The organism is Flavobacterium sp. 38-13 (assembly GCF_001899155.1).
Classification (GTDB): Bacteria; Bacteroidota; Bacteroidia; order Flavobacteriales; family Flavobacteriaceae; genus Flavobacterium; species Flavobacterium lindanitolerans.
This window is the reverse complement of sequence record NZ_MKVG01000014.1, coordinates 95,757-109,176: the sequence shown is the minus strand read 5'-3', so window position 1 is coordinate 109,176 and position 13,420 is coordinate 95,757. Positions and strand designations below refer to the sequence as shown.

The following is a 13,420-nucleotide window of genomic DNA, read 5'->3' as shown; positions in this document are numbered from 1 at the left end:
AAAACATCGTGATTTCAGTCCTTAAGAAATACCTAGAACAGAATCGGCATGGCAATCTGAATGAGGAATTTAAAGATATTTATCTCTCACACCCCAACTACCCAAGCTTGTTTTCCGTCACAGACACTCTGGAAGTGTTGCGCATTGAAAACATGGCTGCCAATGTTCCTAAAAATCAGCTTGAAAATCTTCCGGAACACTTTATTGCAGCTATAGAAGTCAAGGATGCCCTAAACTTTGTCTTTGTCAGTAAGAACCAGGACACTATTATTTATGAGACCGAAAACAATGAAAAACATACCGTAAACCTGGAAGAATTTCGGGAATTATGGAATGGTTTGATTCTGGCAATTGAGAAAAACGAAAAACCATCTGATATAAAAAAATCAGAACACAAAATAGCCATTACTTTAGCACTATTGGCCACTGTTTATCTGGTTTCTAATTTTGCTTACGGATTTGAAATTTACGGCTTCCTGTTCAGAACCCTATCATTTATAGGGTTGCTTGCCGGTATTTTTATACTTTTAGAAAAAAACGAGAACGGCAACGAACTTGTTTCTAAAATCTGTAGCTTTAATTCCAATACCTCCTGTGATTCTGTAATAAAGTCAAAAGACAGCCGGATTACCCAATGGCTTGATTTTACAGACTTGCCCATTTTATTTTTCTCCATCAATTTTATAGCCGGTTCATTAGCGGGGTTTGCTTTTGGCATTATCGGGTTGCTTAGCCTGCTGTCATTACCCGTTTGTCTTTATTCGGTATACCTGCAACAGACAAAACTTAAAAAATGGTGTGTACTGTGTCTTGTTGTGTCGTCTTTGGTTTTGGCACAATCATTATTGTACGTTTCATATTTTGATAATTTCAAGATAAATCTAACGGCTGTCATCCATTACTCTATTATAACTGCAATTTGTTCTGCCTTGTGGTTTCCGTTAAAAAAAATTATATCCGAAAGAAAAGACCTGGCAGACAAAAACAAGGAACTTTCCAGATTTAAAAGGAATTTCAATCTATTCGAATTTCTTTCTTCAGATGTACAGGAGTTGCCGGAATTGACAAGCCTAAAACCTATTCTTTTCGGAAATCCGGAAGCTTCATTAACCCTAAGGCTTTTCCTTAGTCCCAGCTGCGGTCATTGCCATACAGCTTATCAAAAAGGTAAAGACTTTATGGAAAAATATCCCGAAAAAATCAGGTTGGCGGTTTATTTTAACCTGAATATAGACAATCTTGGAAATCCTTATGTGCCTGTCGCAACAAATCTGCAGCAGATCTATTTTAACAATGGCAATATCAGACAGGCTATTGAAGACTGGCACGTCCAAAATCTCAATATCGAAGACTGGTTAAAAAAATGGAAACAGCAAACCATCAGCGAGGAAGTAGCGACAGAACTCAATAGACAATACCAATGGTGTATCAAAAACGAATTCAATTATACGCCGGTAAAAATAGTAGACCATAAATTATTGCCTAAAGAATATGAATTAGAAGAAATAAAATATTTCCTGTCGGAACTGGAAGACCTAAAAGCCGCAATCGTTTAGACGTAAATTACGGACTAGTTGTTCATCCTAAGGAAATAAGAAATATATTTGACTAAATTCGAAAAAATTAATGCAGAAATTCCCTTTTTTCAAACAAGCCGACCAAAAAGACTGTGGCCCTACCAGCTTGAAGATTATTGCCAAATACCATGGCAAAAATATCAACATACAAAAGCTTCGCAGTCTAAGCGAAACCACCAGAGAGGGAAGCAATTTGCTATCGCTAAGTGAAGCGGCAGAAAAAATAGGATTCCGGACACTGGGTGTACGGCTCAGTTTAGAAAAACTGGAAGAAGCCCCTTTACCGTGCATATTGCATTGGAATAACAATCACTATGTCGTACTGTATAAAATCAAAAAAGGGGTTTATTATGTTTCTGACCCTGCCTTTGGGCTGCTCCAATACAATAAAGAGGATTTTTTAAAATCCTGGATTGGAAATAATGCAACCGAAGCAACTCCAGAAGGAATAGCCCTTCTTTTTGATACGACACCCAAATTCTACGAAAACGAATTTGAAAAAGAAAACAAAAGCGTTTTTGGTTTCGGATTACTTTCAAGATATGTATTCCGGTACAAATCGTTTATTATTCAATTAGCGATTGGACTTCTGGCAAGCAGTTTATTACAACTGATTTTTCCATTCCTTACGCAAAGCATCGTCGATATTGGAATCCAAAACCAGAATATTCACTTCGTTTATCTGGTCTTGTTTGCCCAGCTTTTTTTGTTTGCCGGAAAAACAGCCTTGGAACTTATCAGAAGTTGGATATCACTCCATCTTTCGGCAAGAATAAACATTTCGCTTATTTCTGATTTCTTTATCAAACTGATGAATCTGCCAATTTCCTTTTTTGACGTCAGGATGACCGGAGACATCATGCAGCGAATCAACGACCATAACAGAATTGAGCGACTGTTAACAACCTCGTCACTGGATGTGCTGTTTTCTATAATCAACATGATTATAATGGGAGGTGTTCTGGCCTATTACAACCTGAAAATCTTTTTGGTTTTCTTTGCCGGAAGCCTGCTCTATTTTCTTTGGATTATACTGTTTCTTAAACGAAGAGAAGCCTTGGATTACAAACGCTTTTCAGAAATCAGCCAGGAGCAAAGCAAGGTCATCGAACTCATAAACGGAATGCAGGAAATCAAGCTCCACAATGCCGAAAAGCAAAAACGCTGGAGCTGGGAATATATTCAGGCCCGCCTTTTTAAAGTTTCCATGAAAGGATTGGTATTGGAACAAACACAAAACATTGGTTCCTCAACCATCAACCAACTTAAAAACATCTTCATTATTTTCCTTTCTGCCAAATTGGTTATTGATGGAGAAATTACGCTGGGTATGATGATGGCAATTACCAGTATTGTAGGAAGCCTGGATGGCCCGATTACACAACTCATCCAATTCATCCGGGAAGTACAGGACGCAAAAATATCACTTTCCCGATTATCTGAAATCCATGAAAAAGAAGATGAAAGCCAACAGGAAGAAAATCAGATTCATGAATTTCCTGTTGATTCCGACATTGTACTTAAAGACGTCAGCTTTAGATATACAGGAACAGACACTCCTGTTTTAGAAAATCTGAATCTTGTCATCCCTGCCAATAAGATAACGGCAATTGTAGGAACCAGCGGCAGTGGTAAGACAACGCTGATGAAGCTCCTGTTGAAATTTTACGATTGCGACAAAGGAGAAATTACGGTTGGAAACACGCTCCTTAAAAACATTGCCCAAAAAGCATGGCGTGCCAATATTGGCGCTGTGATGCAGGAAGGCTATATTTTTAATGATACAATAGCCAACAACATTGCGATTGGTGTTGACATTATAAACAAGGAAAGACTCGCCTATGCCAGCGATGTGGCAAATATCAAAGGATATATTTCAGGCTTGCCTTTGGGATATAACACCAAAATTGGCATGGAAGGCATTGGCATGAGTACCGGGCAAAAGCAACGATTATTGATTGCCAGGGCGGTTTACAAAAACCCGGAAATGTTGTTTTTTGACGAGGCTACATCGGCACTGGATGCCAACAATGAAAAAGAAATCATGGAAAAACTGGATGTTTTCTTCAAAAATAAAACCGTTGTGGTAATTGCACACCGACTAAGCACCGTAATGAACGCTGACCAGATAGTAGTTCTCGATAATGGAAAAATAATAGAACAAGGCAATCACGAAGCATTAGTAAAATTAAAAGGAAGCTACTACCAGCTTGTTAAAAACCAACTGCAACTCGGAACATAATATGCCAGACGATAAACACATAGAACTACGAAGTGAAGAGGTTCAGGAAATCCTGACCAAAGTACCGCATTGGATGATACGATGGGGAAATGTGGTTATTTTAACCGTACTGTTATCCTTACTGGTCATGTCGTGGGTTGTAAAATATCCTGACATTGTCACTTCAGAAATTACCATAACCACGCAAATCCCTCCACAAAGACTCATTACCAAAAGTTCGGGGCGTATTGAGAAAATTTTTATCAAAAACGGAGAAACTGTTTCGGCAAATACAGCTTTGGCCGTAATTGAAAACACGGCCCGATATCAGGATGTATTTTTGCTAAAAAGCATTATCGACACCCTTAAAATAGATAAGAGTTTTATCCGGTTTCCGTTTGAATCGCTCCCTTCCATGCAGCTGGGTGAAATTGAAGGGCCATTTGCCGTATTTGAAAAAGATTTTATTGCTTACAGCCTTAACAGAAAATTACAGCCTTATAAAGTAGAAGGCGCTGCACAAAATTATGAAGTCATCGAAATCAAAGAAAGGCTAAACCTTTTGCAACAGCAAAAACAAATAAGCGAAACAGAAATTCAACTTAAAAAGAAAGAGCTTGACCGTTATAAAAAACTTTACGACAAAGGCATTATATCCACACAGGAATGGGAAACTAAAAATTTAGATTATCTCCAGACAGAAAAAAACTTGCGTGGACTCAGTTCCTCTATTTCGCAAATGAAATCGTCGTTGAATGATTTGAACAAAAACAGCAAATCGACAAAGATTAACGAGACTAAAGACGATGTAAGTCTGTTCAGGAATGCCATACAGTCCTATAACCAGTTGAAAAAAGCCATTGCCGATTGGGAATTAGCCTATGTGCTCCGGTCATCAATTTCAGGCGAAGTCTCTTTCATGCAAGTATGGACAGAAAACCAAACCATTACGGCAGGCGATAATGTTTTTTCTATTATCCCGAAAGAATCTGACAATTACATCGGAAAGATAAAAGCCAAGGCTCAAAATTCAGGAAAAATCAAAATTGGCCAGAATGTAAATATCCGTCTGGCAAATTATCCTGACCGGGAATTTGGAGTCATCAGAGGGAAAATACAATCCATCTCTTTAACCCCTGATAAAGAAGGCAACATTCTTATTGATGTATCCTTGCCAAATAAACTGGAAACTTCCTATCACAAAAAGATTGCATTTCGTCAGGAAATGAGCGGAACTGCCGATATTATCACCCAGGATTTGCGATTAATTGAGCGACTGCTTTACCAATTTCGGGATTTATTCCGAAGAACCTAAAAACGGTAAAAAACATTCCAAAAACATTGTTAAATCTAAATATGACATCTTGTCATATTACTTCAAATAATTGTATCTTTGCAAACTGATTAAATTTCTCTTTGGGAGACTATGGAAAAGATAATAGAAGAAAACAAGCAAGGAGAAAGCCTTGTATTAGAACATAAAACAGGAAACACCAAAAAGCTTTTTATTGAAAGTTATGGTTGTGCCATGAACTTTTCAGATAGTGAGGTTGTAGCCTCTATTTTATCTGAAAATGGTTTCAATACTACTCAAATTCTGGAAGAGGCCGATTTGGTATTGGTCAACACCTGTTCCATTCGGGACAAAGCAGAACAAACCGTACGAAAAAGACTGGAAAAATACAATGCTGTAAAACGCAGCGTGAATCCAAAAATGAAAGTGGGTGTGTTGGGCTGCATGGCAGAACGCCTTAAAAGTCAGTTTTTAGAAGAAGAAAAAATTGTCGATTTGGTTGTCGGCCCGGATGCTTATAAAGACCTTCCAAATCTTTTGCAGGAAGTAGAAGCCGGAAACGATGCCATCAATGTTATTCTTTCCAAAGATGAAACTTATGGCGATATTTCTCCGGTTCGTTTGCATAGCAATGGCGTTACTGCATTTGTTTCCATAACAAGAGGATGCGACAATATGTGTACCTTTTGCGTAGTTCCTTTTACCCGTGGCCGTGAAAGAAGTCGTGAGCCGCAAAGCATTATGGAAGAAATCGCCGACTTGTCTAACAGAGGTTTTAAAGAAATTACTTTATTAGGACAGAATGTAGACAGCTATCTTTGGTATGGTGGTGGTTTGAAAAAAGATTTTGTCAAGGCAACCGAATTCCAAAAAGCTACGGCTGTTGATTTTGCCCAATTACTGGAAATGGTCGCTACAGGATTTCCAAAAATGCGTATCCGTTTTTCAACATCGAATCCGCAGGACATGCACGAAAGCGTATTGCATGTTATTGCAAAATATCCAAACGTATGCAAACACATCCACCTTCCCGTACAATCCGGAAGTGACAGGATATTGGCAGCAATGAACCGACTGCATACCAGAGAAGAATATATCCAACTGATTGATAAGATAAACCGTATCATTCCGGGTTGTGGCATCACCCAGGATATGATTTCAGGATTTCCTACCGAAACGGAAGAAGACCACCAGGATACATTGAGCTTAATGGAACATGTCAAATACGGTTTCGGATATATGTATGCCTATTCTGAACGTCCGGGAACACTGGCCGGAAGGAAAATGGAAGATGATGTGCCGGAAGAAACAAAACTAAGAAGGCTTCAGGAAATAGTTGATTTACAAAGAAAACACAGCGCTTTCAGAACCCAGGAATTCTTAGGGCAAACTGTAGAGGTGCTGATAGAAAAGACTTCTAAAAAATCCGAAGAGCAATTCTCAGGCAGAAACTCACAAAGCATAACAGTTGTTTTTCCTAGAGAAAATTATAAAATAGGTGATTTCGTAAATGTAAAAATCAATAGTTGTACCAGTGGCACTTTAATTGGAGAAGCCGTTGGATATAGTGATATGAATTAATTTTGAGATTTATGATTGCAGATTTATGATTTGAGATTGCAGTTTAAACATATAATTCATGCAATTCGTTGTATAATGATAAAAAGTATAAGTCTTATCTCGAGTTGACATAAACAGCCACTGATTCAAAGATTTCACAGATTTAGAATCTTTATAATCCATCAATCTGCGGCAAAAAAATAAACAAATACAAGCCTTTGATTAAAAACAAACAGCCACTGATTCAAAGATTTCACAGATTTAGAATCCTTATAATCCATCAATCTGTGGCAAAAAAATAAACAAATTACAAGCCTTTAATTAAAAACAAACAGCCACGATTCAAAGATTTCACAGATTTAGAATCCTTATAATCCATCAATCTGTGGCAAAAAAAACAAACAAATTACAAGCCTTTAATTAAAAACAAACAGCCACGATTCAAAGATTTCACAGATTTAGAATCTTATAATCCATCAATCTGTGGCAAAAAAATAAACAAATTACAAGCCTTTAATTAACACTCAAAGTCACAGATTTGGAGATTTATCGGATTCAAAATCCTTAAACTTTCTAATCTAAAGCAAAAATAAACGCCAAAAAGAATAAAGTATGAGCTATTACAAAGAAGAAGAGACGTATAGAATAATTGGAATTTGCATGGAAGTTCATAGAAATCTAGGCCCGGGGTTATTAGAAATAATTTACAAAGATGCCTTAGAAATAGAACTTACAGACAAGAATATTCCTTTTGAAAGAGAAAAAGAATTCCTGATAGAGTACAAAGGAAAAATCTTGCCTCATAAATTTTATGCAGATTTCATCATAAATGAAGATATAATTTTGGAAGTAAAAGCAATAAAGGAATTTTCAAAAGAACACATTGCGTAAATACTAAATTATATGAAGCTATCTAATTCAGAAATAGGCTTGCTAGTTAATTTTCAGGCTAAATCATTACAATATAAAAGATATATTTAATTATCTTACGCTAGTAACATAATCAAAACCATCATTTAAAATAATTTAAATGGAATCAGTTCAAGCCATAAAACAGCGATTTGAGATTATCGGGAATGACCCGAAACTGAATCGTGCAATAGAAAAAGCAATTCAGGTTGCACCAACAGACATTTCCGTCTTAGTGGCAGGAGAAAGTGGTGTCGGAAAAGAAAGCATTCCTAAAATCATCCACTCGCTTTCACACAGAAAGCATGGAAAATATATAGCCGTAAACTGCGGTGCGATTCCGGAAGGAACTATTGACAGTGAATTATTTGGCCACGAAAAAGGTGCTTTTACCGGAGCAACTTCAACCCGCGAAGGCTATTTTGAAGTCGCTGACGGAGGTACTATTTTCTTAGATGAAGTTGGTGAACTTCCTTTAACCACACAGGTACGTCTGTTACGTGTTTTGGAAAACGGAGAATTTATAAAAGTAGGTTCCTCTCAAGTCCAAAAAACAGATGTAAGGATTGTGGCGGCTACCAATGTCAATATGTTTGATGCCATCGAAAAAGGAAAATTCAGGGAAGACCTTTATTACAGATTAAGTACTGTCGATATTACGCTTCCGCCTTTAAGAGAAAGAAAAGATGATATCCATCTGCTGTTCCGGAAATTTGCAGCCGATTTTGCACACAAATATAAAATGCCTCCAATCAAGCTTGATGACAATGCAGTCCATTTCTTGTTGCAGTTCCGTTGGAGCGGTAACATCCGTCAGCTTCGAAACGTGGCAGAGCAGATTTCTGTTTTGGAAACCAACAGGGATATTTCGGCGGCAACATTACAATCTTACCTTCCATCAGAAGGCAGTCAGTTACCGTCTGTAATCAAGGACAAAAAAAGCGAAAGTGATTTCAGTAACGAAAGGGAGATTTTATACAAAGTGCTTTTTGATATGAAAAGCGACCTGAATGACCTGAAAAAACTGACATTGGAATTGATGCAGAATGGAAATACAAAAGTTCAGGAAAACAACAAAAACCTGATTCAGAAAATTTACGGAAGCAACCCTTCAGACAGCGAAATTGCTTTTGAAGAACAGCCAAGTGTGGCCCTAATCACAAAGCCAAAAGCGGAAGAACATTTTGAAGAAAACGATGACAATTTCACATTTGCTGAAACCGTTGAAGAAGAAGAAATCCTGAAACTGGAAGAAAAGGAAATCGAACTTATCAAAAAATCATTGGAAAAAAACAAAGGAAAAAGAAAGGCAGCAGCAGATGAGCTTGGAATTTCCGAAAGGACACTATACCGAAAAATAAAGCAATTTGATTTGTAAAAACTGTCTATATTTGACAAACTAAAGCATGAAATACATTAAATACATCATCCTTCCGGTCTTATTCCTTGCCTTCAATGGCTGTTCTGTATATAATTTTACAGGAGCGAAACCCATTAACGCCAAGACCTTCCAGGTTAATTATTTTCAGAATAATGCCGACCTTATCGAACCCGGAATTGAACGTAAATTTACTCAGGATTTGCAAAACCTGATTCAAAACCAAACGAACCTCAGCCTGACAAATTCAGGAGGCGAATTGGTTTATGAAGGCGAAATTGTAGATTACAGGGTTTCTCCAATGACTGCCACGGCCGACCAAAGAGCTGCCCAAAACCGTTTGACAATCTCTGTAAACGTGCGTTTTACAAATAAGAACAAAGAAGAAGATGATTTCGAAAAAAGATTTTCTTTCTTCTATGATTTCCCCGGAACAAGCCAGCTTGTAGGGTCACAACTGACCACTGCACTGGATGTAATTTTTGAAAGGATTACACAAGACATCTTTAACGAATCATTAGCCAAGTGGTAACAAAATAAACTATTTGAATTTGAACCTTACTGAATTTACAACCTTACTAAGCCACCCAAATGCCGTCAGTGAAAGACAGGTATCTGCTTTGGAAAAAATAGTCGAAGAATTTCCCTATTTCCAAAGCGCAAGAGCTTTACGCCTAAAAGGATTGTACAATCAGGACAGTTTTAAATACAATGGCGAATTAAAAGTCACTGCGGCACATACAACAGACAGGAGCGTATTGTTTGAATACATCACCTCGGAAAATTTTATGGCCATCAACAAAGCTTTTTTTGCAGAAAAAGAAGCCCGAATCAATGCCATTAAAGTTAATGAGATTGAGATTCTGAATCCGGAGAAAAAAGAGGAGCCTGTAAAAATCGACCCTCTTGAACAATCTATTCTGACTTCAATACGCGAAGCTTCTGCCTCAAAACCGCAACAGGTTGAAGAAGAAAAAGCTATAGAAATTCCGCAGCAAGAAACAAAGCCGGAAATCTCTGAAGAAAGCATAGAAGAAAAACTGGAAATTGGGAAACCACTGGAATTTTCCCGTGGTGAGAAACATTCTTTTCAGGAATGGCTTCAATTATCGACTTTTAAGCCAATCCAGAGAGAAGAAACTCCAATTGAATCTGAAAAAACAGCTAATACGGAAGAAATTTCAGAAATAGATTCAGAAAAAAAGAAAAAATTAGAAATAATTGACCGGTTTATCGAAGCCAATCCAAAAATTTCTCCTGTAAAAAACACTACTCCTATTTCATTGATTTCTGAGCGGAACTCCCAAGATAATTCATATCTGATGACAGAAACCCTGGCAAAAGTTTATCTCGAACAAAAGAAATATCAAAAAGCAATTCAAGCTTATGAAATATTAATTTTGAAATATCCAGAAAAAAGTCATTTCTTTGCAGACCGAATTTTGGATATTAAGACATTACAACAAAATAACAATAATTAAAACAATGAGCACATTTACAATTTTTTTGGTTTTAATCACAATCGTTTGTTTTCTACTAGTCGTAGTTATTATGGTACAAAACCCTAAAGGTGGCGGTTTGTCATCTACACTAGGCGGTGGCGGACAAATGGGTGGAGTTCAGAAAACTACTGATTTCTTAGACAAAAGTACCTGGACACTAGCCGGATTGTTAATTGTTTTGATTTTATTGTCTAGTTTGAGCTTCACAGGAACTTTTGGTGGCAATACATTAAAAACAATCGACCCAAAAGCGGCTCCGGCTCCAAAAACGGCTGCGGCTCCGGCAAAAACCAATGCAGCAGAAACTCCGGCTACAGCGCAACCAGCAGCTACAGCACAGGACACAGCAAAATAATTTTTTTGAAAAAATACATTCAAAATGCCAACACGTCAGATGTTGGCATTTTTTTTTGACCAAAATGTCATAAATAGCGATTGGCACAATTTCTGTCTAGTAGAAGAAAACTTCAAAAACACATATAAATATAAAATTTTATAATTATGGCTTTAAACATTAAACCTCTTGCAGACCGTGTATTGGTTGAACCGGCAGCAGCAGAAACAAAAACTGCTTCTGGAATTTTTATCCCTGACACAGCAAAAGAAAAACCTCAAAAAGGAACCGTTGTAGCTGTAGGAAACGGAACAAAAGACCACAATATGACCGTGAAAGTCGGTGATTCTGTACTTTACGGAAAATATGCCGGAACAGAATTAAAATTAGAAGGTAAAGACTACCTGATTATGAGAGAAGATGATATTCTTGCAATAATTTAAAGGCTAAACGCTATAAGCTATAGGCTAAAGGCTGTAAGCCTTAAAAACATATTCAATATAAGCCAAAAAAACATGAGAGATTTTAAAAAGTATGACATCTGGCAATCAAGTCATTCTTTCACCTTAGAAGTTTATAAAATGACTTCCAATTTCCGAAAGAAGAAACTTATAATTTGATAAGCCAAATCCGAAGGGCTTCCTCTTCTATTCCAACTAATATCAGTGAAGGTTGTGGAAGAAACAGTGATAAAGAATTCAATCAATTTCTCAACATCGCATTGGGATCAGCTAATGAAACAGAATATCTTTTGATCTTGTCCAGAGATTTGCATTATATCAATACTGAAATTGCATTAGACTTTCTTGATAAAATCAATTCTATAAAAAGTAAAATATACAATTTAAAACAAAAATTAATTTCACCAACGGCCTAAAGCGTAAAGCTTAAAGCCTAAAAAACAAATACAAAAATGGCAAAAGAAATAAAATTTGATATCGAAGCACGCGACGGTTTAAGACGTGGTGTTGACGCTTTAGCAAATGCAGTAAAAGTAACCCTGGGACCTAAAGGACGTAATGTAATTATAGGAAAATCATTTGGCGGACCTACTGTCACTAAAGATGGTGTTTCTGTGGCCAAAGAAATAGAACTACAGGATACGCTTGAAAATATGGGAGCTCAAATGGTTAAAGAAGTAGCTTCTAAAACCAATGACCTTGCCGGTGACGGTACTACAACTGCGACGGTTTTGGCACAGGCTATCGTAAAAGAAGGATTGAAAAACGTTGCTGCGGGTGCAAACCCGATGGACTTGAAAAGAGGTATCGATAAGGCTGTAGAAGCTATCGTAGCCGATTTGGCAAAACAAGCTACAGAAGTAGGTACAAATACAGACAAAATCAAACAGGTTGCCTCTATTTCTGCCAACAATGACGATGTAATCGGAGAATTGATTGCTACAGCATTCGGTAAAGTTGGCAAAGAAGGTGTAATTACCGTTGAAGAAGCTAAAGGAACAGACACTTATGTTGATGTAGTTGAAGGTATGCAATTTGACAGAGGTTATCTTTCTCCATATTTCGTAACGAACTCTGAAAAGATGGAAGCGGAATTGGAAAACCCTTACATCCTGCTTTACGATAAAAAAGTTTCTTCATTAAAAGAATTACTTCCAATCCTGGAGCCAGTGGCACAATCCGGAAAACCATTGTTGATTATTGCAGAAGATGTTGACGGTGAAGCATTATCTACTTTGGTTGTAAACAAACTAAGAGGTGCCCTGAGAATTGCTGCTGTAAAAGCACCTGGTTTTGGAGACAGAAGAAAAGCAATGTTAGAAGACATCGCAATCCTAACCGGAGGTACAGTCATTGCTGAAGAACAAGGCTATACTTTAGAAAATGCAACGCTTGAAATGCTTGGAACAGCAAAACGTGCCACTATCAATAAAGACAATACTACATTGGTTAGCGGAGCCGGTGACATCGAAATGATTAAAAACCGTGTCAACCAAATCAAGAGCCAGATGGAAACTACTACTTCTGACTACGACAGAGAAAAACTTCAGGAACGTTTGGCTAAATTAGCCGGTGGTGTTGCTGTACTTTATGTTGGAGCTGCTTCAGAAGTAGAAATGAAAGAGAAAAAAGACAGAGTTGACGATGCTTTACACGCTACCCGTGCAGCAGTTGAAGAAGGAATCGTTGCTGGTGGAGGTGTTGCCCTTTTAAGAGCTAAAAGCGTTTTGAAAGACATCAAAGCTGACAATGCTGATGAAGCTACCGGAATCCAGATTGTTTCCCGCGCAATTGAATCTCCTTTGAGAACAATTGTTGAAAACGCCGGACTTGAAGGCTCTGTAGTTGTTGCTAAAGTAGCTGAAGGTTCAGGAGATTTTGGTTACAACGCTAAAACTGATGAATATGTAGACATGCTAAAAGCAGGAATCATCGACCCTAAAAAAGTAACCCGTGTTGCTTTGGAAAATGCAGCTTCAGTTTCAGGAATGATTCTGACTACAGAATGCGCTTTGGTTGAAATCAAAGAAGAAAATGCCGGAGCAAGCCCAATGGGTGGCGGCATGCCGGGAATGATGTAAAAATCAATTTATATTTTTAAAAAAGGACGCTAAATAGCGTCCTTTTTTATTTCTGATAAACAAAATCATTAATTTAATACATATATTGCATCTGTTAACCATT

General features: G+C 37.4%; 10 protein-coding genes and 2 pseudogenes. All 12 read left to right on the top strand.

Annotation, left to right across the window (positions count from 1 at the left end; genetic code table 11):
* Positions 1-8: 8 nt before the first annotated feature.
* The 12 genes and pseudogenes from BGO88_RS08905 to groL all read left to right on the top strand — a co-directional run bounded on the left by BGO88_RS08905 (position 9) and on the right by groL (position 13,317).
* Positions 9-1,556, top strand: coding sequence for a vitamin K epoxide reductase family protein (locus BGO88_RS08905; RefSeq protein ID WP_286706637.1), 1,548 nt, complete (start codon positions 9-11; stop codon positions 1,554-1,556).
* Between the two features lie 70 nt (positions 1,557-1,626).
* A complete protein-coding gene (locus tag BGO88_RS08900) occupies positions 1,627-3,819 on the top strand; it encodes a peptidase domain-containing ABC transporter (protein WP_277016345.1) in 2,193 nt (730 codons plus the stop codon).
* Position 3,820: 1 nt separating this feature from the next.
* Positions 3,821-5,113 (top strand): HlyD family secretion protein, encoded by a 1,293-nt coding sequence (locus tag BGO88_RS08895; RefSeq protein ID WP_286706636.1) that lies wholly within the window; start codon positions 3,821-3,823, stop codon positions 5,111-5,113.
* Between the two features lie 111 nt (positions 5,114-5,224).
* The gene (gene miaB / locus BGO88_RS08890; RefSeq protein WP_056068375.1) at positions 5,225-6,673 is read left to right on the top strand and encodes a tRNA (N6-isopentenyl adenosine(37)-C2)-methylthiotransferase MiaB; all 1,449 of its coding nucleotides are present in this window, start codon (positions 5,225-5,227) and stop codon (positions 6,671-6,673) included.
* A 591-nt stretch (positions 6,674-7,264) separates the two neighbouring features.
* Positions 7,265-7,633: pseudogene (locus BGO88_RS08885) on the top strand (GxxExxY protein).
* A gap of 49 nt (positions 7,634-7,682) precedes the next feature.
* Positions 7,683-8,939 (top strand): sigma-54 interaction domain-containing protein, encoded by a 1,257-nt coding sequence (locus BGO88_RS08880; protein ID WP_101471358.1) that lies wholly within the window; start codon positions 7,683-7,685, stop codon positions 8,937-8,939.
* Positions 8,940-8,967: 28 nt separating this feature from the next.
* The gene (locus BGO88_RS08875; protein ID WP_056068371.1) at positions 8,968-9,471 is read left to right on the top strand and encodes an LptE family protein; all 504 of its coding nucleotides are present in this window, start codon (positions 8,968-8,970) and stop codon (positions 9,469-9,471) included.
* Positions 9,472-9,490: 19 nt separating this feature from the next.
* Complete coding sequence (locus BGO88_RS08870; RefSeq protein ID WP_286706635.1) at positions 9,491-10,420, top strand: tetratricopeptide repeat protein; 930 nt, start codon at positions 9,491-9,493, stop codon at positions 10,418-10,420.
* A 4-nt stretch (positions 10,421-10,424) separates the two neighbouring features.
* The gene (gene secG, locus BGO88_RS08865; protein WP_056068481.1) at positions 10,425-10,796 is read left to right on the top strand and encodes a preprotein translocase subunit SecG; all 372 of its coding nucleotides are present in this window, start codon (positions 10,425-10,427) and stop codon (positions 10,794-10,796) included.
* A gap of 146 nt (positions 10,797-10,942) precedes the next feature.
* On the top strand, positions 10,943-11,218 hold the full coding sequence (locus BGO88_RS08860) for a co-chaperone GroES (RefSeq protein WP_056068368.1): 276 nt from the start codon (positions 10,943-10,945) through the stop codon (positions 11,216-11,218).
* Positions 11,219-11,290: 72 nt separating this feature from the next.
* Positions 11,291-11,652: pseudogene (locus tag BGO88_RS08855) on the top strand (four helix bundle protein).
* Between the two features lie 36 nt (positions 11,653-11,688).
* The gene (groL, locus tag BGO88_RS08850) at positions 11,689-13,317 is read left to right on the top strand and encodes a chaperonin GroEL (protein WP_286706634.1); all 1,629 of its coding nucleotides are present in this window, start codon (positions 11,689-11,691) and stop codon (positions 13,315-13,317) included.
* The last annotated feature ends 103 nt before the right edge of the window (positions 13,318-13,420 follow it).

Excerpts from the sequence above, each read along its gene's own strand:
- groL (WP_286706634.1), top strand. The coding sequence starts at position 11,689 with ATGGCAAAAGAAATAAAATTTGATATCGAAGCACGCGACGGTTTAAGA.
- BGO88_RS08900 (WP_277016345.1), top strand. The coding sequence starts at position 1,627 with ATGCAGAAATTCCCTTTTTTCAAACAAGCCGACCAAAAAGACTGTGGC.
- BGO88_RS08895 (WP_286706636.1), top strand. The coding sequence starts at position 3,821 with ATGCCAGACGATAAACACATAGAACTACGAAGTGAAGAGGTTCAGGAA.
- BGO88_RS08875 (WP_056068371.1), top strand. The coding sequence starts at position 8,968 with ATGAAATACATTAAATACATCATCCTTCCGGTCTTATTCCTTGCCTTC.
- BGO88_RS08880 (WP_101471358.1), top strand. The coding sequence starts at position 7,683 with ATGGAATCAGTTCAAGCCATAAAACAGCGATTTGAGATTATCGGGAAT.
- BGO88_RS08860 (WP_056068368.1), top strand. The coding sequence starts at position 10,943 with ATGGCTTTAAACATTAAACCTCTTGCAGACCGTGTATTGGTTGAACCG.
- secG (WP_056068481.1), top strand. The coding sequence starts at position 10,425 with ATGAGCACATTTACAATTTTTTTGGTTTTAATCACAATCGTTTGTTTT.
- miaB (WP_056068375.1), top strand. The coding sequence starts at position 5,225 with ATGGAAAAGATAATAGAAGAAAACAAGCAAGGAGAAAGCCTTGTATTA.